Annotated in this window: 26 protein-coding genes; 17 read left to right on the top strand and 9 right to left on the bottom strand. The window is 34.5% G+C overall.

The window, feature by feature from the left end; genetic code table 11:
* Window positions 1-12: 12 nt before the first annotated feature.
* From QLQ94_RS04290 to serS, 3 genes are all read right to left on the bottom strand, one after another.
* A complete protein-coding gene (locus QLQ94_RS04290; RefSeq protein WP_482499241.1) occupies window positions 13-1,794 on the bottom strand; it encodes a tetratricopeptide repeat protein in 1,782 nt (593 codons plus the stop codon).
* Window positions 1,795-1,957: 163 nt separating this feature from the next.
* Window positions 1,958-2,773 carry a prolipoprotein diacylglyceryl transferase gene (gene lgt / locus QLQ94_RS04295; protein ID WP_427401199.1) on the bottom strand — a complete coding sequence of 272 codons (816 nt, stop codon included), beginning with the start codon at window positions 2,771-2,773 and terminating at the stop codon, window positions 1,958-1,960.
* 89 nt (window positions 2,774-2,862) lie between these two features.
* Complete coding sequence (gene serS, locus QLQ94_RS04300) at window positions 2,863-4,134, bottom strand: serine--tRNA ligase (protein WP_271334016.1); 1,272 nt, start codon at window positions 4,132-4,134, stop codon at window positions 2,863-2,865.
* A 392-nt stretch (window positions 4,135-4,526) separates the two neighbouring features.
* On the opposite strand from serS, the gene QLQ94_RS04305 reads away from it, so the two are divergent.
* Window positions 4,527-5,132, top strand: coding sequence for a DapH/DapD/GlmU-related protein (locus tag QLQ94_RS04305; RefSeq protein ID WP_271334015.1), 606 nt, complete (start codon window positions 4,527-4,529; stop codon window positions 5,130-5,132).
* A 256-nt stretch (window positions 5,133-5,388) separates the two neighbouring features.
* Here QLQ94_RS04305 and QLQ94_RS04310 read toward each other — a convergent pair whose 3' ends face one another.
* Window positions 5,389-6,801, bottom strand: a complete 1,413-nt coding sequence (locus QLQ94_RS04310) for a tetratricopeptide repeat protein (protein WP_482499242.1) — start codon at window positions 6,799-6,801, stop codon at window positions 5,389-5,391.
* A 187-nt stretch (window positions 6,802-6,988) separates the two neighbouring features.
* On the opposite strand from QLQ94_RS04310, the gene QLQ94_RS04315 reads away from it, so the two are divergent.
* The 4 genes from QLQ94_RS04315 to QLQ94_RS04330 are packed head-to-tail and all read left to right on the top strand — an operon-like array spanning window position 6,989 to window position 9,581.
* Complete coding sequence (locus QLQ94_RS04315) at window positions 6,989-7,417, top strand: MarR family winged helix-turn-helix transcriptional regulator (RefSeq protein WP_271334013.1); 429 nt, start codon at window positions 6,989-6,991, stop codon at window positions 7,415-7,417.
* Window positions 7,418-7,428: 11 nt separating this feature from the next.
* Entirely contained in the window at window positions 7,429-7,737 is a 309-nt protein-coding gene (locus tag QLQ94_RS04320; RefSeq protein WP_271334012.1) for a hypothetical protein, read from the top strand.
* Window positions 7,738-7,741: 4 nt separating this feature from the next.
* Window positions 7,742-9,022, top strand: a complete 1,281-nt coding sequence (locus QLQ94_RS04325) for an MFS transporter (protein WP_482499243.1) — start codon at window positions 7,742-7,744, stop codon at window positions 9,020-9,022.
* A gap of 4 nt (window positions 9,023-9,026) precedes the next feature.
* Window positions 9,027-9,581 (top strand): cysteine hydrolase family protein, encoded by a 555-nt coding sequence (locus QLQ94_RS04330; RefSeq protein WP_482499244.1) that lies wholly within the window; start codon window positions 9,027-9,029, stop codon window positions 9,579-9,581.
* Window positions 9,582-9,812: 231 nt separating this feature from the next.
* Here the strand turns inward: QLQ94_RS04330 and QLQ94_RS04335 are convergent, their stop codons facing one another.
* From QLQ94_RS04335 to QLQ94_RS04350, 4 genes are all read right to left on the bottom strand, one after another.
* Entirely contained in the window at window positions 9,813-11,357 is a 1,545-nt protein-coding gene (locus QLQ94_RS04335; protein WP_482499245.1) for a patatin-like phospholipase family protein, read from the bottom strand.
* A gap of 306 nt (window positions 11,358-11,663) precedes the next feature.
* Entirely contained in the window at window positions 11,664-12,026 is a 363-nt protein-coding gene (locus QLQ94_RS04340; RefSeq protein ID WP_271334008.1) for a PKD domain-containing protein, read from the bottom strand.
* A 705-nt stretch (window positions 12,027-12,731) separates the two neighbouring features.
* Entirely contained in the window at window positions 12,732-13,274 is a 543-nt protein-coding gene (locus tag QLQ94_RS04345; protein ID WP_271334007.1) for a DMP19 family protein, read from the bottom strand.
* 69 nt (window positions 13,275-13,343) lie between these two features.
* Window positions 13,344-13,514, bottom strand: a complete 171-nt coding sequence (locus tag QLQ94_RS04350) for a hypothetical protein (RefSeq protein WP_271334006.1) — start codon at window positions 13,512-13,514, stop codon at window positions 13,344-13,346.
* A 260-nt stretch (window positions 13,515-13,774) separates the two neighbouring features.
* Between QLQ94_RS04350 and QLQ94_RS04355 the strand changes: the two genes are divergently transcribed.
* From QLQ94_RS04355 to QLQ94_RS04380, 6 genes are all read left to right on the top strand, one after another.
* Entirely contained in the window at window positions 13,775-14,221 is a 447-nt protein-coding gene (locus tag QLQ94_RS04355) for a hypothetical protein (protein ID WP_271334005.1), read from the top strand.
* Window positions 14,222-14,300: 79 nt separating this feature from the next.
* Window positions 14,301-15,062 (top strand): MBL fold metallo-hydrolase, encoded by a 762-nt coding sequence (locus tag QLQ94_RS04360; RefSeq protein WP_482499246.1) that lies wholly within the window; start codon window positions 14,301-14,303, stop codon window positions 15,060-15,062.
* A 116-nt stretch (window positions 15,063-15,178) separates the two neighbouring features.
* Window positions 15,179-15,517, top strand: coding sequence for a hypothetical protein (locus tag QLQ94_RS04365; protein ID WP_271334003.1), 339 nt, complete (start codon window positions 15,179-15,181; stop codon window positions 15,515-15,517).
* A gap of 94 nt (window positions 15,518-15,611) precedes the next feature.
* A complete protein-coding gene (locus tag QLQ94_RS04370; RefSeq protein ID WP_482499247.1) occupies window positions 15,612-16,166 on the top strand; it encodes a hypothetical protein in 555 nt (184 codons plus the stop codon).
* 1 nt (window position 16,167) lies between these two features.
* Window positions 16,168-16,725, top strand: a complete 558-nt coding sequence (locus QLQ94_RS04375; RefSeq protein ID WP_427401192.1) for a YdeI/OmpD-associated family protein — start codon at window positions 16,168-16,170, stop codon at window positions 16,723-16,725.
* 85 nt (window positions 16,726-16,810) lie between these two features.
* A complete protein-coding gene (locus QLQ94_RS04380; RefSeq protein WP_271334000.1) occupies window positions 16,811-17,713 on the top strand; it encodes a PhzF family phenazine biosynthesis protein in 903 nt (300 codons plus the stop codon).
* 50 nt (window positions 17,714-17,763) lie between these two features.
* On the opposite strand, the gene QLQ94_RS04385 is transcribed toward QLQ94_RS04380, so the two are convergent.
* Complete coding sequence (locus QLQ94_RS04385) at window positions 17,764-17,991, bottom strand: CDGSH iron-sulfur domain-containing protein (RefSeq protein ID WP_056248078.1); 228 nt, start codon at window positions 17,989-17,991, stop codon at window positions 17,764-17,766.
* Window positions 17,992-18,935: 944 nt separating this feature from the next.
* Here QLQ94_RS04385 and metG point away from each other — a divergent pair.
* The 6 genes from metG (at window position 18,936) to QLQ94_RS04415 (ending at window position 24,776) form a co-directional block, all read left to right on the top strand.
* The gene (gene metG, locus QLQ94_RS04390) at window positions 18,936-20,993 is read left to right on the top strand and encodes a methionine--tRNA ligase (RefSeq protein ID WP_482499248.1); all 2,058 of its coding nucleotides are present in this window, start codon (window positions 18,936-18,938) and stop codon (window positions 20,991-20,993) included.
* 291 nt (window positions 20,994-21,284) lie between these two features.
* Window positions 21,285-21,521: a hypothetical protein gene (locus tag QLQ94_RS04395; RefSeq protein WP_482499249.1), complete on the top strand. Its 237-nt coding sequence runs from the start codon at window positions 21,285-21,287 to the stop codon at window positions 21,519-21,521.
* Between the two features lie 272 nt (window positions 21,522-21,793).
* Window positions 21,794-22,105, top strand: a complete 312-nt coding sequence (locus tag QLQ94_RS04400) for a hypothetical protein (protein ID WP_482499250.1) — start codon at window positions 21,794-21,796, stop codon at window positions 22,103-22,105.
* 33 nt (window positions 22,106-22,138) lie between these two features.
* Window positions 22,139-22,372, top strand: coding sequence for a hypothetical protein (locus QLQ94_RS04405; RefSeq protein WP_482499251.1), 234 nt, complete (start codon window positions 22,139-22,141; stop codon window positions 22,370-22,372).
* A gap of 305 nt (window positions 22,373-22,677) precedes the next feature.
* Entirely contained in the window at window positions 22,678-23,247 is a 570-nt protein-coding gene (locus QLQ94_RS04410) for a serine protease (RefSeq protein ID WP_271333995.1), read from the top strand.
* A gap of 11 nt (window positions 23,248-23,258) precedes the next feature.
* Complete coding sequence (locus QLQ94_RS04415; RefSeq protein WP_482499252.1) at window positions 23,259-24,776, top strand: flotillin family protein; 1,518 nt, start codon at window positions 23,259-23,261, stop codon at window positions 24,774-24,776.
* Window positions 24,777-24,793: the final 17 nt, after the last annotated feature.

Genomic DNA, 24,793 nt, shown 5'->3' on the forward strand with positions numbered 1-24,793 from the left:
ATTAAACCTAACTTATAAATTCTTATCTCCTCTTAACTCTCGGTATTTTTTTCTCGCATCAACAAAGTAAATACTATCCTGATGGTTAAAAATTACCTTCTCATACAAAGGTTTTGCCTTTTCTGTATCGTGCAACTCATCGTTGTAAATTTCTGCCGAAAAAAATAGCGCTTCATCTACATAAATTCCGTCACTATGATTGTCAATGATCTGCTGGTATTGGCTTAAAGCCGAATTAAAATCTTTTTGACTTTCATAAACTTTACCTAAACGCAACAATGTTACAGCTTCAATTCCCTGCCCTTTAAAGATTTTTAAAATACTCTGAAACTGAGCAATTGCCTCTGGTTTTTTATTCTGATAAATCAAAAAATCACCTCTTGCAAATTGCTTTAACGCTGTTTGTGTCGAATCAGCAACCGTATTGTCATTTATCAATAAAAAATATTCCAGCGCGTCATTGGCAATTAATTGCGTATTTGCTGCTTTCAGCTCTTTAAATTGTTTCAAAGCCCACTCAAAATCACCTTTGTAATAACTTGTCTTTGCTGCTTTTAAACTTGCTTCGTGCGCCATGACATCATTCTTTAGATCCAATTGAATCTGCGAATAATAAATCAGCGCCTGATTGAATTTTTCTTCTAAAAGCAAGATGTCAGCCAACTCCATCTTTGCATCTGCTCTTTGATAATCATTCAAATTTAAATCCAGTGCTTTCTTAATAATTGCCTTGGCTTCTTCAGTCTTTTTAAGATTGAAAGCCAGGAAATGTGCCTGAATTATTTGCAAAGATAAGGTAAAAGGAGTTATTTCATAGGTTGTAAGCAATTGTTGTAACTCAGTATTGATAACCGTATAGTCTTTTTCCTGCGCTTTGTCTATTTTAATTTGCATTAAGTAAGAATTGGTCTGTACCAGCAAATCTAAATCTTTAGTATTTAGAAGTATAAAATTAAGAATTTCTGAAGCTGTATCAGTATCATCCTCGTTCAAAGCAAACTGACTTAAATTAACGATACTTGAAAGCGATTCGGGTTCTCGCTTATAGATTGCTTTTTCCTGAATAAAGGCTTTTCCGAATTCTTTTTGCTGAACATAAAACCAACTTAAATAATGATTCCAAAAAACATCCTGATCTTTTTGAGTTCTTAAAATCAAAGATTTACGCATCGCATCTTTAAAAGCGGTATTATCAGTTTCACCATTCATGAAACGCGATAATTGAGTCTGGATTAAATTTGCATTTTGTGGATTATTGTATGATTCCGTCAGTAAAAGTTCGATCATCTGATCGGTTTTCCCTAACTGTCCGTACAACATTCCGATCTGAAAATTGAAATTGTAATTGGGCTGAATCTGCATCGCAGTTTGATAAGCCTTTAAGGCATATTCGAGCAATACTTTTTTCTCAAAAGAATTTCCAATTCCGTAAACATCATTTGGACTGGTCTTTATTTTTTCGATTGCCTGTTCGTAGTAATTTTTGGCTTTGGCATCGTTTTTTTGTAATTGATAATTATACCCTAATTCTACAAGAAAAACACCTTGTTTGTATCTGTTATAACGATCCTGAATTGTTTTTTCAGCCACGTCAAATTGCTGCAATTGTTGATAGCAATCGATCGTTCTTAAAAAATACTGAGTATTGGATGGCGAACCTTTTAAAAGTTCTTCATAACTGATTTTGGCTTTTTCGAAATCACCTTTATCATAGTAATATTGAGCCAGTTGCTCATTTTGTGCTAAAGCAAAAGTAGACCATAATAAAACGATATAAATAAAGATGTTTTTCATAATTCAGTCTTTTTCAGTTTTCAGTTTTCGGTCTCTCCCGATAGCTATCGGGATTAGTCGCAGTCTCAGTATTCAGTTATCAGTCTCGGCATTCAGCGCAATTCACTGTAAACTGCGACTGCGACTGTAAACTAAACTTCCAGACTGTAAACTAATTTACAACTCACTTCTTCGATTTCCAAATCATTAAAGCTATACCAATTAAAATAAAAGGAATACTTAATATTTGTCCCATATTAATAATCATATCATCCTCAAAGGTTTCTTGATTTTCTTTGAAAAATTCGATTATAAATCTTGCTACAAACATTAAAGTTAAGAAACATCCAAAGATAAATCCGTCCGATTTTTTGATTGTTTTTGATTTATACAAATAAAGAACTATTCCGAAAATCAGCAAATAAGCAAATGCTTCGTACAATTGTGTTGGATGCCTTGGGATCATATCATCTCTTTGAAAAACAACTCCCCAATTTCCGTTCGTCGGTTTTCCGTAGATTTCAGAATTCATGAAATTCCCAAATCTGATAAAAGCACCCGTAACAGGAACTCCAATCGCCATTTTATCTAAGATCCATAAGAACTTAACTTTGTATTTTCGGCAATATAATATCATGGCGATTAAAACACCAATCGATCCTCCATGACTGGCTAAACCCTGATAACCAACAAATTTATATACTCCGGCTACTTTCTGAATTGGTAAAAGAATTTCTATTGGATGTTGCAGAAAATAAGCTGGTTCATAAAAAAAACAATGTCCTAATCGCGCACCCAAAATGGTTCCAACAATTACATAAACCAATAAACTATCCAGATTATCGAGCGAAAGATGTTCTTTTTGGTAAATTCTTCTTACGATATAATACCCCAATAAAAGTCCGCAGGCAAAAAGAGCTCCATAATATTTTAAAGGAAAACTATCTGTTATCATCAAAATAACCGGATCTACATTCCAATTTAAAATTCCATTCATCATGCTCTGTTTTAATTTTAGTTCTTAGTAAAAATTAAGAAACCTAACAGGTTTTAAAAACCTGTTAGGTTGAATCCTAAGAACTCTAAAAGTTAATTTATAATATCAAATCCACAGTAAGGGCGTAAAACTTCTGGAATTACGATTCCTTCCGGAGTTTGGTAGTTTTCTAAAATTCCGGCCAAAACTCTTGGCAAAGCCAATGAACTTCCGTTTAATGTGTGCGCCAATTGATTTTTTCCGTCTTTGTCTTTGAAACGTAATTTCAAGCGATTTGCCTGAAAAGTTTCAAAATTAGAAACTGAACTGATCTCTAACCAGCGATCCTGCGCTGTAGAAAACACTTCAAAATCATACGTCAAAGCCGATGTGAAACCCATATCACCACCACATAAACGTAAAACGCGGTATGGCAATTTCAATTCTTTCAAAATATCTTTTACATGTTCTACCATTCCGTCAAGTGCTTCATAAGACTTATCAGGATGCTCAACGCGTACGATTTCTACCTTGTCGAACTGGTGCAAACGGTTTAATCCACGAACATGTGCTCCGTAAGAACCTGCTTCACGACGGAAACATGGCGTATATGCTGTATATAAAACTGGCAATTCAGTTTCGGTTAAAAGAACATCGCGGAATAAATTTGTAACCGGAACCTCAGCCGTTGGAATCAAATATAAATCATCAATTGTTGAGTGATACATTTGTCCTTCTTTGTCCGGCAATTGTCCTGTTCCGTAACCTGAAGCTTCGTTTACCAAATGTGGTACCTGAACTTCATTATATCCTGCAGCAGTATTTTTATCTAAAAAATAATTGATCAAGGCACGTTGTAAACGAGCTCCTTTTCCTTTGTAAACCGGAAATCCTGCACCTGTAATTTTCACACCCAATTCAAAATCGATTATATCGTATTTCTTTACCAATTCCCAATGTGGCTGTGCGCCTTCATGCAAAACCGGAATATCACCTTCCTGAAAAACATTCAAATTGTCGTCCGGAGTTTTTCCTTCCGGAACAATATCAGCCGGAAGATTGGGTAATGTGTATAATTTATTTGTTAATTCGGCTGCCAAAGCTTCTGCTTTTTCGCCTAATTCTTTACTTTTTTCTTTTAATGAAACCGTTTTTTCTTTTAAGATCGCTGCTTTAGCTTTCTCTCCCGCTTTCATTAATTCTCCAATATCTTTGGATAATTTATTAGATTCAGATAAAGTGTTGTCTAATTCAACTTGTGTTGCACGACGGTTTTCGTCTAATTGCACGACTTCTTCAACAACGCTTTTAGCATCGATATTTCGTTTTGCTAAGGCCTTGATTACTTTCTCCTGATTCTCTCTAATAAATGCGATCTGTAACATAGCTTGATTTTTATAACTATTGTATTTTTTAATAACGGAAGCAAATTTAAGGAAATGTTTTATAAGATCACGACAAAGTTGATTCTAAAGTTATTTCGGGGTTTTTCAACAGAGATACGCGAAGATGACACAGAGATTCTCCGATATATGTGATGGATTAAAATCCATCCCTACAATATAAACCGAGCCGAAGGCTCTTTCTTCAAGTTTCGAAGGAACGGAGCATTTTGTAGCAACGGATTTTAATCCGTTGAAAACAGGAATATTCCATGAAGCTTTGTGCAATCTTCGCGAAACTCTGTGAATCCCGATCGCTATCAGGATTGTGTATCTCCGAGAAATCCCCTCTTAGAAAATAAAAAATAAGTAAATTGCAATTAAAAAAAATCACAATGATTCATATCGACCATTTTATAGAAGATTTTTCAAAGACTTTTAATGATTTAAACACATCAGAACCCTGGAATATTACGAATGACCTTAAAAATACAATCGAAAAGATGATTTTGAATCTGGGTGATGATTATGTTATTCAAGACAATATCGCCATTCATAAATCTGCAATTATCGAAAATAATGTTACCATAAAAAGTCCGGCAATTATTAACGAAAACTGCTATATTGGTGCAAATGCTTATTTTAGAGAAGGAGTTTATTTAGATAAATCGGTGAAAATTGGTCCAGGCTGCGAAATAAAAAACAGCATCATTTGCTCTAACACCGCCATTGCTCATTTTAATTATATCGGAAACAGCATTATTGGTAGAAATATCAATTTTGAAGCCGGTTCTATTGCAGCAAATCATTATAACGAAAGGATCAATAAGAAAATATCCGTGCTTTATGATTCGGAAATTATAGAAACAAACTCAGATAAATTTGGTTCTTTAGTTGGCGACAATTCCAGAATTGGAGCAAATGCCGTATTATCTCCGGGAACGATACTGCTTAAGAATTCTATTGTAAAAAGGCTGGAACTGATAGAACAAGTCAAATAAAGATTATTCTGCAGAGGCACACGAAGATTGCACGGAGATACGCAAAGATTTTTTATTATTTAAAGAACCGAATCCCAACGGGTAACATAATTTATAAATTGCAAATTCAATTGGATATAAAACCCTAACAGGGTGAAATCTTTGGCTCCTTTATATATCGCTCCAATGGAGCTTAAATACAAAATCAATATCATTTTATATAAATATGACGCTCCTCTGGAGCTTCTTGCCAGGATTAATTATTTATTACAAATGCTTATTCTTTTATAACCTTAAAAGTTTCTATACCATCTTGGGTCGCGATTTTCAAAACATAAAAACCTGACGTTAAACCTATAACATTTATCGTTCCGTCACTGGTTTTGCCTTTTAATGCACTTTTAGATTCAAAATCAAAAAACTCGAAATCAAAATTTTTAGTTTTTAAATTCTCAACTGAAATAATTGTAACAGCGGGATTCGGAAAAACAAAAGGCTTTATGGTATTCGTAACTTCTGTTTGAACATTATTACAGGCACTTTCTAATAACGATGGCAAATCGATCTCATCATAAGCCAGCGTATAATTGAGTTCATTGGCTTTCTGAAACAATTCGCAGGCTTTTTTGTATTTATGCTGATCGAGATAGATAATACCCAGATTTTTCATGGCGTATGAATTGTTTTTATCCATTTCTAAAGCCGCCTTTAAATCAGCAATTCCTTTATCTGATTCTCCTAATTTATGATAGATTAAACCTCTGGTCGTTCTTAAATCCCGACCTCCGTAAGCTGTGGTTCTTTCTATTATGGCACTTTCAGATTTAAAAGCTTCCGTGATATTTTCCATTGCTTTTTCATATTCCCCCATATCACTATACAATCTTGCCAGTGCCCATCTTGCATGCGCGTGATTAGGCTTTTCGGCGACAATTTTCTCTAAGTAATAACGCGCCAGATCATTCGATTTTCGTTGCTGCAATAAAGAGGCAAAGTTGTATAAAATACGTAAATCATCAGGAGCGTTTTTTATTGCTTTGTGGTAATAATTAAAAGCAAAACCTTCCATTTCCAGTGATGCATAAATACTCGCCAATCGATCGTAAAGTTTACTTCTAAAAGCGGCTTTCTTTTTTTCTAAAGAATCGGCCAAAACCAGATCTTTGTTTTTAGGATCTTTATCCAGAGAATATTCTACTTTTTTTAAATCCTCCAGTGCCAATGTTGTGTTGCCAAGACTAATGCTCAGAACACCGCGATTATAAAGATCATTAACTCTTGTTGGATTATAATTTGTTTTGATGTTGATTTCTGTCATCAACTTCAACGCTTTTTTAACCGTTTCTTCCCTGTCTTTGTTAAAAGGCAATTTATGATCGGTTCTGTTTACTAATTTTCCGTGAGAGAATTTCCAGGTTACCAGTTTTTCACCTTGTTTGTTGTACTGAAAAGCATCTAAATCTTTAAACCCTTTATCATCATAATAAAAAATCTCATTTAGTTTTCTGTTCGAATAATAGGTTTTTGTGCTGTCCGGTTTATTGTCCGGTCCGTACCAAATTTCTATAGAAACCACATGATCATCATAAAAATAACGGGAAACATTTTCTGCAGGAGTATTGCTTTTTTCCTGACCAGATAGCAAAACAGGCAAAAACAATAAGGCAAACATTATTTTTTTATAAAACATAAATGGTTCTGTCAATTTTTTTTGGATTAAATGGAAATTCAAATTTCGACAAATTTAATTATGTTCCCGAAATAATTCATTTGTTTTTAAATCTGTGAAACTTTTCATAAAAATTAAAATGATCGATTAACAGAAACAAATTTGTTTTAATTTTGTAAGTTTACCTAACAAGTTTAACTTTATAAAAATGCAAACAAAAGAATTAGCGTCATCATTAAGAACGGTTATATCGCTTTTGCACAAAAGCTTGCGCAAGCAAATGTATTCTATCAATACGCTTTCGTTGACCGAAATGGAAACTGTGGGCCACTTGATTCGAAACACTCGTTTGCTTCCTTCTGAATTGGCAAATTTGACCCGGGTTAAAACACAATCGATGTCACAAATCATCAAAAAATTTGAAGGATTGGAGATTATCACCAGAACTCCTTCGACTGAAGATGGCCGAAAAGTCTACATTTCCTTAACCGAATACGGAAAACAAGCGGTTGAAAAAACAAGATTTGATCGTGATGAATGGCTCACCGAAGCCATAAGCCAAACTTTAACAAAAGAAGAAAAGGAATTACTGGAAAAGGCAATTCCTATTTTGAATAAAATTGTCCCTCTTAACTAAATACAAACGTTATGGAATGGTATCATTATTTTATGGGTTTCTGGTCTGGCATGTTTCTCGCCAATTTTGTTCCGCATTTTGTTAACGGAATTTCCGGCGATAAGTTCCCAACTCCTTTTGCCAATCCTCCGGGAAAAGGACTTTCGTCGCCCACTATAAATGTCCTTTGGTCTTTGTTCAATTTATTGGTGGGATATATACTTTTTGTAAAAGCCAAAATTTCAATTGACAATACTATTTCGGTATTGATTTTCTTTTTAGGAATTACCTGTATCAGTATTCCGTTAAGCAAAAGATTTTCTGGAAAAGAAAAACAATAACTCCATGTCAAAGATTTTAAACATCAGAACATTCAAAGCGTTTCAAAGCCGAAATTATGCTTTGTTTTTTGGCGGACAATTGATTTCGAGAATCGGAATGTGGATGCAGCGCACCGCTGTCGTCTGGATCGTTTATAGCATGACACATTCTACATTTATGTTGGGATTAACAGTTTTTGCAGAACAATTTCCATCTTTTTTATTCTCGCTTCTGGGCGGAGTTGTTGCAGACAGAAACAATCGTTATAAGGTTTTAATGATTACTCAAATTATATCTGCAATGCAAGCGGTGCTGCTGACGGTTTTAATCTTTATGGAGCATTATGTCATTTGGGAAATATTGAGTTTAAGCGTTCTTCTCGGGATTGTAAATGCTTTTGACATTCCGGCAAGACAACCATTAGTTCATGATATTATCAAGAAAAAAGAAGATTTACCAAATGCGATCGCCTTAAATTCAACCCTCAATAATCTTGCACGATTAATTGGTCCGTCACTATCCGGAATTGTACTCTTGAAATTTGGAGCTGGAAACTGTTTCTTATTGAATGCGATAAGTTTTATAGCCGTAATTATATCCTTATTATTAATGAAATTACCGCCTTATAAACCAAATCCAATCAAAAAGAAAATCTATACAGACCTGAAAGATGGTTTATTGTATCTTAAAAATACGCCAAAGATTAGCGTTATTCTTTTGATGTTATCACTTTTATGTTTACTTGTAATTCCTTACAATACGCTTTTGCCGGTTTATGCCAAAATCATCTTTAAAGGAAACGCAGCCACTTTTGGTTACATCAATAGCTTTATTGGTTTGGGAGCCGTTATTGCAGCAATCTATTTAGCGTCTTTAAAATCAAGTACGAACCTGAAAAGAGTTTTATTTGTAAACACAATAATTTTAGGCGTAAGCTTAATCATTTTTTCTCACTTAAACATTTTTCCCGTCGCAATGGCTGTTGCTATTATTTGCGGATTTGGCACCATGTCACTAATCCCAATTTGCAATACCATTTTGCAGCTTGAAGCTGACGAAGCCATGAGAGGAAGAGTAATTAGCTTTTTTGCAATGGCAGCTTTTGGAATGATCCCAATAGGAAGCCTTTTCATCGGGATGGTTTCTAAATATATTGGCGCGCCCAACAGCTTAATGATTCAGGGCGTTATAGCACTTATTATCGCGATTTCGTTTTATGTGTTTTACAAAAGAAAGAAAAAAACGCAGGAAATAGTAATCCCGATTCAAACAGAAGAAACAGACAATATCAACAATCAAATCTAAAAAAATGGAACAAAACACCGCTTTACTTGTCATGGACATGCAACTTGGAATATTATCCAATTTTCCAAATCCAGAAAACATCATCAAAAACGTAGCTAATGCTATCGAAATTGCCAGAGCCAAAAACATTCCTGTAATATATGTAACGCTTGAATTTAAAAACAGGATTTCAGACATTAGTCCTAATAACAAACTTTTTGCACCGTATAGAGAACGTATTAAAGACATAAATTTAAATGAATTTTCTAAAGTTCATCCTGCATTAACGCCACAAGAAGGTGATATTCGTGTTATGAAACGTCGTATAAGCGCTTTTACAGGAAGCGGATTAGAAGTTGTTTTAAGATCAAACGGAATTCAGCATATTATACTTTCAGGCGTTGCAACTGGTGGAATCGTACTTTCGACCACGACTGAAGCGGCGGACAAAGATTATAAAATCAGTGTTTTGTCTGATGCATGCGCAGATCGTGATGAAGAAGTACATCGCGTGCTAACAACCAAAGTATTCATTCGTCATGCAAATGTATTGACTATTGAAGAATGGAAGAATTCTTAATATCGAAAATGTTATTACACAGAGATTCAAAAAGCACAAGGCCGAAATTCAAAATTTTGAACACGAATTTCACAAACTAAATAGCCAATTAAAATTCGTGAAATTCGTGTTTGTTTTGTACTTGTATTCACACTATTGGATTAATCCCCTAAAAATAGTCAATCCAAAAATTCAAGAATAAAATTTCCGAATCTCTGTGCTACCTTCATGAATCTCTGCGAAACTAAAACCCTATTTATATTCCACCAATAATTCTTTTAATTCATTGGTTTTTAAATAAGCAGCAAAACGTCCGGACAGCAATAACATTTCACGTTCTTCGGGAGTAATTCGCAGTTTTGTTTCGACATGCGAGGCATATTCATATAACATCAAAACTTGTCTGGCAGCTAAATTTTTGAATTTTTCTTTGTTTAAAGTGGCAACAATTATTTCACCTTCTTTATCTTTTTTAAAGGAATCTTCACCAAACCTCATGATTAGTTCCTGTTTGAAATTTGCATACAATTTTGCCCAACTACCCGATTCATCATTTGTGTTTTTTAATTCGAACACTAAATCTTCATAAGGGTAATCTTTTTCCATCTTTACCAAATAATCCCTAATGGTAGTAAAACCAATGATTTGATAATTAGAAATTGGTATTTTATAACGTTCAAAAGTACTTTCAACATCTTTATCAAAAGTCATATAGCGTGTTTGAACGGTGTATAAAGAAGCGGTTTCAAACAACGAAATCAATCTTATTTTGGCATCAGTTATATATGGCGTTTTTTTTCCTTGTCCCAGGCAATCAATAAAAAGGGCTTTTTTGTTTTTGTCATTCACTCTGGTATCGTTATGAAGCAACTCTACCAAAGTTTTGTAACCCATATTATCTGAAGCACCGCCATCTACGATACATAATATTTTATCCTGGTCTTTAACCCCAAATTTTACTTTTGGCAAAACGCCCGGAAAAGCAGAACTCGCCGTAATGGCATAGGTTACGGGAAAATTATAGCCATCGTTAATATTATTTTCATTCAATACGATTGAAGCTTTATTGGGAGCCAAAGAAGCATTAAGATTCAAACCGCGAATAATATGCGGCATAAACGGAATGCGTTCGCCATTATTAAAAGCGGTTCCGTTGGCAACAAACATGGGCAATAACGGAATTGTTTTACTATCCTTTGGAACAAAAAAATCCGACAATAACATTTGAGAATTAAACTTATTGATATTATCAGGATTTGTGGCGTCGTATTGCAAAATATCCGAATCTATTCGTTGGGTCATTGATATTTTATCGCCTTTTTCGTTTCGGCTATTGTTTAATAAAGACAAAATATTGGCTGATTTATCGACATAATCTTTATAAGCATCGGCTTTAGAAAAGTAAAATTCGTTGAACGAACAATTGTCATGAAACAACTTATTCTTTAAGATCGTTAAATAATATCCTGCCGAAAAGCAACCACCGGAAACCGTAGAGAAATAATCTATTTCGTTTAAGAAATTACGTTGCGAATTATTTCCTTTAATTTCTTCTAATCCTAAAAGTACGCCCATACTAAAAAACTGGGCTCTCGAACCTCCTCCAGAAATCCCGATTCCTAAAGCAATATTAGGATTCTGAAACTTTTTATCACGATCCTGAACTGATTTATAATCGCTTAACGAAACCGAAGGAATTGAACTATAATTGATTTCTGAAAAAAGGTTTATTTTGTTTTGAGAAAATCCTGTTTGAAGAAAAAGCAACAGCAATATTAGGCAGTATCTATATCTCATTTTTTAACTTTTAAAATCGCTAAATCATCAAAGGCGAAGTTACGAGAATCTGTAGTAAGTTAGAAATCAAATAATAAAATCTTAACATACCGAAATTTGAAGCGATCTAAAAACAAAACCGTGTAATTAATAAAAGCTAAATTAAACACATAGAAACATAGATTTTATGTCTAGAAAGAATAAAAAAGAAATAGATTTCTTTGACGCGGCTAGCTTCGTGTGTTTTAAATAAGTAAAAACGCCTTTTTTGAGAATAAAGAATCTATGTTTCTATGTTTTAAGAATAATTACGCCCAACTGTAGAACCTAATTAATTATAATACTTCTTGTTGGTGATGCAGTACAAGCTGCTTTTCCGTCCTGAATCGTAATATCAGCTCTTACAGTATAAGTTCCGGCGGCAGTATAGATATGCGAAATTGTTGTGTTGGTTGTGGTTTCAGTTGTTCCGTCACCAAAAGTCCATTTAACAGATTTAAACTCATAATTTCCAGTATACTCCACAACAAAATCAACTTTTTTAGCATTTTCAGGATCAGTTTTATTCTTGAATTTCATAAAAAATGACTCGCCAAAACAATCAATTCCTTTATCCAGATCAGATTTGCTACAAGAATAACCTAACAACAATACTGCAACAATACATACAATTTTAAATCTGGTTTTCATGGTATTTAGATTTTTCAGTTACTATTTATATTGACATTTATGCAAATATAATTAATATCGTGCATTTGTTTTTTGACAATTATCATGAAAAAACGTTTTTTAATCAACATTAAATAATCTCAAAATAATGCATTATGAATATTAAGAAACAATAAAATATTCCACCCAATCCCCATAGCTATCGGGAGCAAAGATTCGCAAAGTTTTTCATAACAACTGTCAGAACGAAGTCGAAGCTTCGGAAAAAGCTCCACAAAGTTCTATTTTAACGCCAAAGATTAAAAGATTAAAATGATTTTTTTAAATCTGCCTAAATCTTTTAAAATCTGCGTGAAACAAAAAATTCGCTACCTATCACTATCTAAATTTCGAGAGATTTCGAATACATTCAAATAAAAACGCATTATAATCTTTGCGCAGATGGATTAAAATCCATCCTTATAATATAAATCGAGCCGAAGGCTCTTTCTAAAAACTTTGTGTGGCTTCGACTCCGCTCAGCCTGACAATCCTAAGAATAATCTTTACGCAGATGGATTAAAATCCGTCCCTACAATATAAATCGAGCCGAAGGCTCTCTATAAAAAATATTGAGCCTTCGCTCCTGATATCTATAGGGATTGTGTGCGGTTTTATAGACATTCAAACAAATAACTTTGCGTGCATTGCGAAACCTTAGCGTGCATTGTGGTTAAACAACAAAACCTAAGCTCTTTTTATCTCATGCCCAACATATTCCTCTAAAGCTGCAAACATATCATCTACCGAAAGCACTTCGAAATCAGGGTGATTTTTCAGGAAACCGGCATTCAAAGTAATTAAGTTTTCTTCTAGTTCGAAGAAAGTATCGTTGTTCAGCAAATCTCTTGTTGGGTTTACACCTTCCAATTTTCCGCTAAGAAATTTATTCAGCTTTACGCTGCTCATCAGTTTTACTTTTTTGCTTTGTTGTTGGAATAATTCCAAGTGTTTTTCGGCGCCAATCAAAGCCAGACCTTCTTCGATAAGTTCGTTCAGTTCCTTATTCCAACCTGATTTGTGTACAAACTGAGCAAAATTTCCTTCAGCATATTGCGAGTAGTAATAATCAAGATAATAACTCATCAAGGCATCTTCGTGAATAAACTCATCATCGACATCTTCCTCACGCATTAAATTGATTACCGAAATATTAGAGTGAATCACATCCTGAAGATTTTCACTATTCATTGCCGTTTCAGAAACTAGTATTCTACCGAATTCCTCCATTTTGTTTGTTTTTATATCTTGATTTGCAAATTTCAGCTAAATTAAAACAGAAACGAAATACAATCTGATTTAAATAGCATCAGATTCATCACTATTCTTTTTCTGATTCATTTTTGTCACCAAAGCCTTTAAGCGCAAAGCATGCGCTTTTTTCTCCTCCTGAATTTTGGCTTTTTTCTTATTGAGTAGTTTAGTATGCAAAGCCTTGTTTTTCGTGTTTTTCTCGGGACCTTTTGCCATGATTTGCTCTTTTAATTTACGTTTACAAAGATAGGGAACTTGATATAAATATTTTTTTAGGCGTTTCAGCCGCCGCGAATCGGGCTATTGCTGCAAGTCCTCGCACTTCCTTCGTCAAGCTGTGGGCTTTTCGCTGCTATCCCTAACGCTGATATTTTTTTTATAAGAAAATTATTCCTTTTATTATATCAAGCTTCATTAAAACAGTATTTTAGCACTTTCACACAACTAAAGAAAACATCAACAATAGCAGTAAAGCAATGGGCAAAACCAAAGATTTTCTAGATACATTTTCAGATCACGAATTGGCTTTTTTTGCCAAATACAAACAGCATACTTACATGCGTGATACGCAAGAAGACATAAAAAATTACATACTAGAAAGAAACTTGACTCAAAAAGCTATTGATCAATTTATTGCCCAACCAACACAACTCTATTATGAAAATGCAGAATGCTGTCCTCGTTGTGGATCAGACAAGCTATTAATTAACAATGTACAATGGACTCAAACTCATCAAAAACATAATTACGGAAGTGACTTCATTTTTAAGGATAGTTTATATAATGGAGATGTAATCTATAAAGATGAGATCATCTGTAATGTTTGTGACTTTTGGCTAGAAGATCCAAACAATCAAAATCCGAACAAAAAGAGAAAGAAAACCTGGATAATTTGGGATTTGTTCATGTCTGCTTTTGATTAAATCTGTTAAATTTACAATCCGATAATACAGATTTAGAATCTGTGTTCGTAATGACAAAATCAATCAAAGCAAAATCACCATGACCCAAATCCACCACCTCAACTGCGTAAAAATTGTTTCACCCGTAAACGATAATGTTTGCGGACATTGCCTATTGATTCAGGAAAACGACAAACTCATTTTGATCGATACCGGTATTGGTCTTTTAAACATTCAAAACCCGGGAGAAAGAATCGGTCAGCAGCTTATAGACATGGTTGGTTATCATTTCGACGAAAATCAAACTGCAATAAAACAAATCGAAAAATTGGGACTAGATCCAGCAAAAGTTACTGATTGCATTATTTCGCATCTGGATAATGATCATATTGGCGGATTGGCAGATTTACCAAATGCAACCGTTCATGTAGGAATTGAAGAATACAAAAGTTTTCTTTCCGGAAATCCCAGATATCTCAAAACACCTTTATCTCATAACCCAACAATTAAAACTTATGAAAAATCAGATTTTGATTGGTTCGGGTTTGAAGCCAGAAAAGTCAGTATCGATACTGAAACAGAATTTTTTCTTATTACGCTTTTCGGGCATACGTTAGGACATTGCGGTGTAGTTTTTAAAACAGAAAAAGGATGGTTATTTTATATTGCCGATGCTTATTATATGCGAATTGAACTTACTGACACTAATCATCCGGTAAATCAACTGGCGCAAATGAGAGCCGAAGACAATAATTTAAGATTAAATACATTAGACAAAATCAGAAATTTAATAAATGAACATCCGGAAATTGAAGTTTTTGGATATCACGATATCGAAGAATTTAATTTTCATCAGAACTGAACCACATTCCATTCAAAATAAAATTATAAAAATAGAATAAATTGAAAATTTTCAACTGGTTTAATACAATAGCAAATAACTCAAAATTTGAGAAGACATTTTCATCTTTAAAAAGAATGGGAAACATAGTTCCAAGTGCAAAAACCACTTTTGAATTATTAAAAGAATTAAATCGGGAATCCACAGATCCGGAATCAGACATTTTAATTTCTGAATTCGATAAAATTCAATATGGATCTAACACCAATAGTTATTTTTACTTTTATTTGCCAATAGTGACTCATATTCTCTTTTATAAACCGCAATATGAAAAAGATATTTTAAGATATTTGATAGGTCCAAATTTTGCAAACGGAACATCAGAAACCAATGAAATGATTGCAATCATAAAAGGAGCAATGGATTTTAAACTTAAAGAAGATAAATTCTATTTAAGCAAAGAAAGTCAGTTTTAGGTTTTAAATGAACTTCCTAAACTAGAAAAAGAAGTTCAAAGAGAAATATATGTTTGCTGGAAAGAACTTGATGAATAAAAATTAAAACTTTACTATGAAAATACAAATCGTACTTATCTCGTTACTTTTATTGTTCATCTCTTGTTCTAAAAAAGAAGAATCAAATGTAACGTTTAAATATTTCGATTTTACTTTTAGCAACACTTTCGAAACTAGTTTTTCGGTAAAATTCACTCCAAACGATAGTGTTTATATTAGAGAACATTGGAGTGGCTACGATGCTTTTGACAGCACTAAGATTCCAAAAAGCAAAACAAATTATATCGCTTTAATAAGTAAAAAAGATAAAGCAAAACTGTTAGATTTAATTTCTAAAACGCAACTGAAAAAATACAACGAGAATTATCAGGAAGATTATAGCGATGGGAGATATTACACCTTTTATATTGACAAAGATTCAATCAAAAAATCAATTGCAATACACAGCCACAAAGACGATGTTCCAAAAGATCTGGATTCTTTAGCAAAATGGATTTATACCTGGAAAAAGAAAGTAAGATTAATTGAAACCAATAAAAAGCTAACTTTTTTCAGCTCAAAATCTGTTTTACCTCCGCCGCCACCGCCACCGCTATTAAAAACGAAATAAAATGAACCCAACTTTCTTCGCAACCCAAAACGAATTCAGAGCATGGCTAGAAAAGCATCACCAAAAAGAAACCGAACTTTTAGTAGGTTTCTATAAAGTCAACAGCAAAAAACCGTCAATGTCGTGGTCACAATCTGTAGATCAGGCGCTTTGTTTTGGCTGGATCGATGGCGTTCGAAGATCAATTGATGACCAAAGTTATTTGATAAGGTTTACACCAAGAAAAAAATCCAGTATTTGGAGCGCGATCAACATCAAAAAAGTCGAAGATCTTATCAAAGTAGGATTAATGACGCGCGAAGGTGAGAAAGCTTTCGCACTAAGATCTGAAGAAAGATCCGGAATTTATTCGCACGAAAAGGAACCATCTATTCTTGATCCTGAGTTTGAAAAACAATTTAAAGCCAATACAATCGCCTGGAAATATTTTAATACACAAGCACCATCGTACAAAAAAGTTATGATTCACTGGATTATGACGGCAAAACAGGAAAAAACCAGAATTTCGAGACTTGAAAAAACAATAAATATTAGCGCAGAACAAAAACGAATGTTGTAAAAGAAAAACGATTCATTGTAACTTAGATCAAAGAACAAATAGTAACTTTATTCTATCGAATTAATTTCAACAAAAAGAAATCATAATGAAAGATAGAATAACATTAGAATACTACGTTTTAGATGTATTCTCTAACAAAAGTTACAAAGGAAATCCGTTGTCTGTTGTTTTTACTGATGGCGATTTAGCAATCGAAGCATATTCGAATATTGCAAAGGAATTTGGCTATTCTGAGACTTCATTTGTTTATTATTCGACAACACAAAAAGCTTTGAATGTTAGGTCTTTTACACCTTCAGGTTTTGAAGTTGATGGCGCCGGACACAATTTATTAGGTGCCGTTTGCGCTGCCTTACTCAAAAAAATCTCCATATTTGAGGAACAAAATGAAACCGATCATTTTGTAATCATGAAAGATAGTCCGATTCGATTAACCACAAGTTTTGATCCCCTTACAGCAGATCCAATTGTGCAAATGCATCAAAAACCTGCAACTATTGGTCAGGAAGTTCCGGCTTCGAGAATCGCAAAAGCACTTGGTTTAACTATTGACGATTTAACGGTAGACGATCTTTTGCCTACAATAGTTCAAACAGAAGTTGCGCATGTTATGGTTCCCATAAAAAACAGGAGATTTCTACACGATTGCATTCCGGACAACAAACGCTTAATCGAAATCTCTAAAGAATACGACTTTGAAGGTTTCTATTGCTTTACACTTTCTGACGAAGATCCAAATAATATAGCCGAAGCCCGATTTTTTAATCCCTTAATCGGAATCAATGAAGACGCTGCAACAGGAACAGCTGCGGGACCATTAATTGGATTTTTGACCCAACATAAATACACGCAACCCAATACCGAATATAAAATTCTGCAAGGCGTAAAATTGAGTCAGCCTTCGCTTATTGAAGTAATGGCAAGAGAAAATGATATTTTAGTAGGCGGTTCTGCGGTTATAACAATGCGTGGGGAACTTTATATATAAAAAAAGCTGCATGATGCAGCTTTTATAGTATAACCAGAAAATAAGATTTCTTAGTTTGTTTTCATTGGTGGTAAATCGAATGCGATAGAATCGTGTTCGAAATTATTACGGTGCCCTCCATCGCAAAAAGGTTTGTTTGCAGATAATCCGCAACGGCAAAGTCCTAATGCAGCTCTTCCTTGTAGTCCGTAAACAGTTCCTTCAGAATCCATGATTTCAAAATCACCTTCGATTTTAATAGATCCGTTTTTATTGATGATTAATTTTGTCTTGCTCATAAAATTGTCTTTGTTTTTTTCAGGGCAAAGATTGCAAAATAAATTTTTAAGATTTTAATGCGGATGCTAGTTTAAACTGGTTCTATTTTATGGTGTTATTTCACAGAGGTTAATATCAATTGGGTTGAAATAATCGCGCAAAGGTTTTATGTTTTGTCAGGCGAAGTCAAAGTCAATGGCACGCGGATGACACGGATCACTTCGTGAAAACGCTGATCAATACGGATTTTTTTCTTGTTTCGGTTTTCTTTGTGAGACTGAGACGAAGCCTCGCAAAGATTGGCGTCTCTAAACACGGAGACTGGACTGAAGTCCAGCCCTACAAAATAAATCGTTCCTCTGGAACTTTTTTTGGAGAGAGCCTTTGGCTCGGGATGTATTGTAAGGCTGGACTCAGGAGAATGCACAGAAATCCAGCCCTATAAAAAAACGTTCCTCCGAAAATTTTAAGGAGAACCTTAGGTTCGGAATATATTGTAGGGCTGGACTTTAGTCCAGTCTAAACCAGAAAGGAAAATGTCAATCTTTGTCGAGTTTCTAGTGGGATTTCTCCCTTTGGTCGAAATGACTAATTGGAGCGAATTTCTTTGCGCCTTTACTGAAATCCAGTACTAAAAAAATCGTTCCTCCGAAAATTTTAAAGAGAACCTTAGGTTCGGAACATATTGTAGGGCTGGACTTCAGTCCCGTTTAAACCAGAAAGAAAAATGTCAATCTTTGTCGAGTTTCTAGTGGGATTTCTCCCTTTGGTCGAAATGACAAATTGCAGCGAATTTCCTTGCGCCTTTACGACTTTGCAAGATTATTTTAAGCTATACAAATAAAAAACTTCGTGAATCTCAGTGAGAACCTTCAAGAATCTCAGTGGTTTTTCTTTGTGAAACTCCGCAGAATAACAAAATCTCAATTCTATTGCTTATTTTTGCACTCAATAAAATTGAGTTATGATACAAAATCCAAAGAGATATACTATTACGGCGGCATTGCCTTACACGAATGGACCTATACATATTGGGCATTTGGCGGGGGTTTACGTGCCTGCAGATATTTATTCGAGATATTTACGTTTGCAAGGAAAAGACGTTGCGTTTATTTGCGGAAGTGATGAACACGGGGTTGCAATTTCGATGAAAGCTAAAAAAGAAGGAATTACACCACAAGAAGTTATTGATAAATATGACGGAATTATCAGAAAATCATTCAATGATTTCGGAATTTCGTTTGATAATTATTCTCGTACTTCGGCTAAAATTCATCATGATACAGCTCAGGAATTTTTTAGAACATTGTATGATAATGGTGATTTTATTGAAGAGGTAACAGAGCAATTGTATGATGCAAAAGCGAATCAGTTTCTTGCAGACCGTTTTGTGGTTGGAACTTGCCCAAAATGTGGCAATGATGGAGCTTACGGAGATCAGTGCGAAAATTGCGGATCTACTCTAAATGCTACGGATTTAATTAACCCAAAATCGACGATTACCGGAGAAACTCCAATTTTGAAATCGACAAAACACTGGTTTTTACCTCTTGACAGATATTCTGATTTCTTAACTGAATGGATTTTGGTTGGACATAAAAACGACTGGAAACCTAATGTTTACGGACAAGTAAAATCATGGATCGATGGCGGTCTTGAACCTCGCGCAGTAACGCGTGACCTTGATTGGGGAATTGATGTTCCTGTTGAAGGTGCCGAAGGAAAAAAATTATACGTTTGGTTTGATGCACCAATAGGATATATTTCATCAACTAAAGAATGGGCTCTCCGTGAAGGAAAAGACTGGGAACCGTACTGGAAAGATGAAGACACGAAACTGGTTCATTTTATAGGGAAAGACAATATTGTTTTTCACTGCGTTATTTTCCCTGCGATGCTTAAAGCCGAAGGAAGCTATATTTTGCCGGATAATGTTCCTGCAAATGAGTTTTTGAATTTGGAAGGAAACAAACTTTCGACTTCTAAAAACTGGGCGGTTTGGCTGCACGAATACCTGGAAGAATTTCCGGAGAAACAAGACGTTTTGCGTTATGCATTAACCTCTAACGCTCCTGAAACTAAGGATAATGATTTTACCTGGAAAGATTTTCAGGCGAGAAATAACAACGAATTGGTTGCAATTTTCGGGAACTTCATTAATCGTGTTGTGGTTTTAACCAACAAATATTACGACGGATTTATACCTACGCCAAACGAATTATCTGAGGTTGACGAAAAGACTTTAGCAGAATTAAAAGCGTATCCAGCCGTGATTTCAAGTTCGGTTGAGCGTTACAGATTCCGTGAAGCTTTGGGCGAATTGATGAATGTTGCGCGTTTAGGAAATAAATATCTTGCCGATGAAGAGCCTTGGAAAGTAATGAAAGACAATCCGGAGCGTGTAAAAACTCAAATGTATGTTGCCTTGCAAATTGCTGCTGCGTTGAGTATTCTTGCTGAACCGTTCTTGCCTTTTACTGCTGCAAAGTTGTCAGGAATCCTGAAAAATGAAGGTAAATTGAAATGGAATGATGTTACTGAAAATTCAGAATTGATTCCGGAAGGTCACCAAATTGGTGAAGCCGAATTATTATTCGCAAAAATAGAAGACGAAGAAATACAAAAACAAATAGATAAATTGGAAGCTACAAAAACAGCTAATATTGCCGAAAACAAACAAGCAGAACCTCAAAAAGATTTAATTCAATATGAGGATTTCGCCAAAATGGATTTACGTGTAGGAACTATTATTGAAGCTGAAAAAATGCCAAAAGCCAACAAACTTTTGGTTCTTAAAATTGATACCGGAATTGATGTTCGTACAATTGTTTCGGGAATTGCCGAAAGCTTTTCGCCAGAAGAAATCATTGGTAAACGTGTTACGGTTTTAGCCAACTTAGCGCCAAGAGCTTTACGCGGAGTTGAAAGTCAGGGAATGATCCTGATGACAACAAATTCAGAAGGTAAATTGGTTTTTGTAAATCCTGATACGGATGCACCAAATGGTGAAACGATAAACTAACTTTTTTGTAAAAAGTTAGATGTGAATTGATAAATGTTAAAACATGAGAAATTTCTCATGTTTTTTCTTTTTACCTGAGTTTATAGTTGTAAGTTTTTATCGACAAAATATCTTGAGACTTTAAATAGAAACTTATTCAAAGTTAACATAAGCGAACCCTCGCCAAGGTGCTGGAGCAGGAAACTACCCTTAATCTATCCTCGGATATTTTGTCACACCTAAAGTGAGGGTTTCGTGCGTTTAATATTTTCGATATGACAAAGAAAATCACAAACATCAGAAACGGCTGTAATGACAGCAATGGCAAAATTTCTTTCGGACATTTGGTTCGTAGATGAAATCAGGGATCAACCAGAACAGCTAGCCGAGATTTTCGACGCTATTCTGATAACAGAAACAGGAGATTATCAAGATCTTCGCATTAAAATGATAAGCTGCATTAGAACCATCAAAACTTTGGTGCAAGCGCCTGAACCTTTTTCGGATACGGAAATTAAAAAAACTTATCAAAAAATGATGAATGCCTAATACCACACAAAAACAAATTTAATCTTTACATTTTTTTGTGCTGTCAGGCACTAAATATCGGTAGAAATATTAGGTTTCAAATTCGTTGGCGTGCCGTAGGTACGCAACAAAGCGAAACTATTGCGTACCTACGGCACGCCAAATTTGATTCAATTCATGTTTTCTACCAACATTTAGTGCCAATGGACATTTTTATATTTATTAAAAAAGCGTGAATTTATTAATCATTTTAATAGATTCGCTCTTTTCGTTTTATAAAGAACCAATAAGTCATGACAAACCAAATAAAATTAACCCTTACGCTATTTCTCCTTTTAATTTTCACCTCTTCGAAAGCACAAAACATAGGTGCTTTTGCAATTATTAAAGACAAAAAAGATGGTTTTGTGAATATACGGGATAATAATAATGCGAAATCAAAAATAGTAGGTAAAATTTCTGAAAATCAGGTTTTCGAAGATATGGATGCCATACAAGGCGAAAAAAATGAATGGGTTTACATTACTTACGGAGTTTCAAAACAGAAAACAGGCTTATCAAACAAACCTGAAGATCAGGAATTTGGTTATATTCATAAAAGTTGAATTCAATATTTAAGCAATCTGCCAAAATTACGAATGAAGATTATTTCTGAAAATAATGCCGAATTTAAAAATGACGATCTCACGATTACTATCCAAACCGGAAAGTTCATACCAAAAGAACATCAGATTAAAAAACAAGATGGCTTTATATCAAAAATAGATGACCAATATGCATGGGGAATTGACGGAATAAAACCTGAAAATCTTATCGAAATAAAAACTATAAAAAACTTCATTTTTAGTGGTAATTTTATAATATCCCAATAAATAATCTAACCGGAATATATAGTCCTAATTTCAAAAACACGCAAATTTATATTGGTCCGGAGAAAACAATTTTTATAGGAATGTCTAACGGAGACGCTGCCGGAGCATATAATGTGGTCTGGACAATTAAAGACAATAACGCAAAAGATCAATTTGTTTTTAGGGATTTCTAAACAGATAATAATCATAGAAAAGCACGCGTATTTCAGTGATTTTGTAATTACTTTCTTATATAATTTTCATGCAAATTAGTTTTGTTAAATAAAAAACAAGATATTAGCGCCTAATCATTCAAAAAATACAAAATGATAGAACTGTTAGATAGTTTACCCACTTTACTCAAATCTTTTTGGTATATCGCTATCCCAACAAGTATCATTTTTATAATTCAAACCATTATCACCTTTTCGGGTTTGGATATTGGTGATGGTGTTGAGACTGATTTTCACGGCGACACACATGGCGGAGGTGATTTTCAGCTTTTTTCGTTACGAAATCTTATCAATTTTTTATTGGGATTTAGCTGGACAGGAATTTCTTTTTATACCACAATTGGCGATAAACCCATATTTCTGATTATTACTTCACTTGTTGTTGGGGTTTTGTTTGTCGTTTTGTTTTTTCTGGTGATCAGACAAGTACAAAAATTAGCCGAAGACAACTCATTTAAAATCACCAATACTTTAAACAAAACTGCCGAAGTTTATTTGACTATTCCCGAAAACAAAAAAGGCAAAGGCAAAATCATGATCAGCGTACACGGTGCATTTCACGAACTCGAAGCCATGACTGAGAATGAAAGAATTCAATCAGGCGCAATCGTTAAGGTCATAAAGATAGAAAACAACAATATTTTAATAGTAGAATCCATTTAACATAACCAAGCATGAATCCAATTATTTTAATTGCAGTTGCGGCAATAGTATTTTTCGTAACAATTTCGGCATTAATATCAAGGTACAAACGTTGTCCTTCTGATAAAATTTTAGTCATTTATGGTCGTACCGGCGGAACATCGGCAAAATGTGTTCACGGAGGTGGCGCCTTTATCTGGCCTGTAATTCAGGATTATGCATTTTTAGATTTAAAACCGCTTTCTATCGACGCAAATTTAACTAATGCCCTGAGCAGACAAAACATTCGTGTAGATGTTCCGTGTAGATTTACAATCGCTATTTCTACAGAATCTGATAGTATGAATACGGCGGCAGAAAGACTTTTGGGTTTATCATCTGAGCAAATTCAGGAATTGGCAAAAGATATTTTATTTGGGCAATTGCGTTTGGTAATTGCAACAATGACAATTGAAGAAATCAACTCAGACCGTGATAAATTTCTGGACAATATCTCGAAAAACGTTGACAGCGAATTAAAGAAAATTGGTTTAAAACTGATCAACGTAAACGTTACCGATATTAAAGATGAGTCTGGTTATATCGAAGCTTTAGGAAAAGAAGCTGCTGCAAAAGCAATCAACGAAGCAAAAATTAGTGTTGCTGAACAGGAAAAAATTGGAGAAACAGGTAAAGCTCTTGCAGACAGAGAAAAAGACACTCAAATCGCAGAAACGCACAGAGACAGAGACGTAAAAATTGCTATTACGCAAAAAGACAGAGAAATTAGTATTGCAACTGCCGCAAAAGATGAAACCATTGGAAAAGCAGAAGCCGCAAGAGACACAAGAGTAAAAACATCTGAGGCAAATGCAATTGCTATTCAGGGAGAAAATGAAGCGAAGATTGCTATTGCCAATTCTGAAGCTTTGCGTAGAGAAAAAGAAGCAGAATCGTTGCGTATTGCCATAACTGCAGAGAAAGTACAACAAGCAAGAGCATTAGAAGAATCGTATCTTGCGGAGCAAAAAGCCGAATTGGCCCGTTCTGAAAGAGAACGTTCTACGCAAATTGCCAATATTGTAATTCCTGCCGAAATAGCCAAACAAAGAGCCATTATCGAAGCGCAAGCTGCAGCAGAAACTATAAGAGAAAATGCAAAAGGTGAAGCCGATGCAATTTTTGCAAAAATGGAAGCAGAAGCGAAAGGTTTATTCGAAATTTTAACGAAACAAGCCGAAGGTTACAAACAAGTTGTTGCTGCTGCCGGCGGAGATCCAAGCAAAGCTTTCCAACTATTGTTACTGGAAAAACTTCCTGAATTGGTTAGAACTCAGGTTGAAGCGGTGAAAAATATAAAGATTGATAAAATTACCGTTTGGGATTCTGGCAATGGTTCTGGCGAAAATGGAAGTTCATCGACGGCAAACTTTGTGTCTGGAATGATGAAAACGGTTCCACCATTAAATGATTTATTTAATATGGCTGGCCTTAATTTGCCTTCTTACTTAAAAGGTGAAAACATTGCTGAAGTTCCACCAACAGTTGAAGTGGTACAAAAAGAAGAATAAGAATCAACTTATTATTG

Source organism: Flavobacterium sp. B114r, from assembly GCF_056824125.1.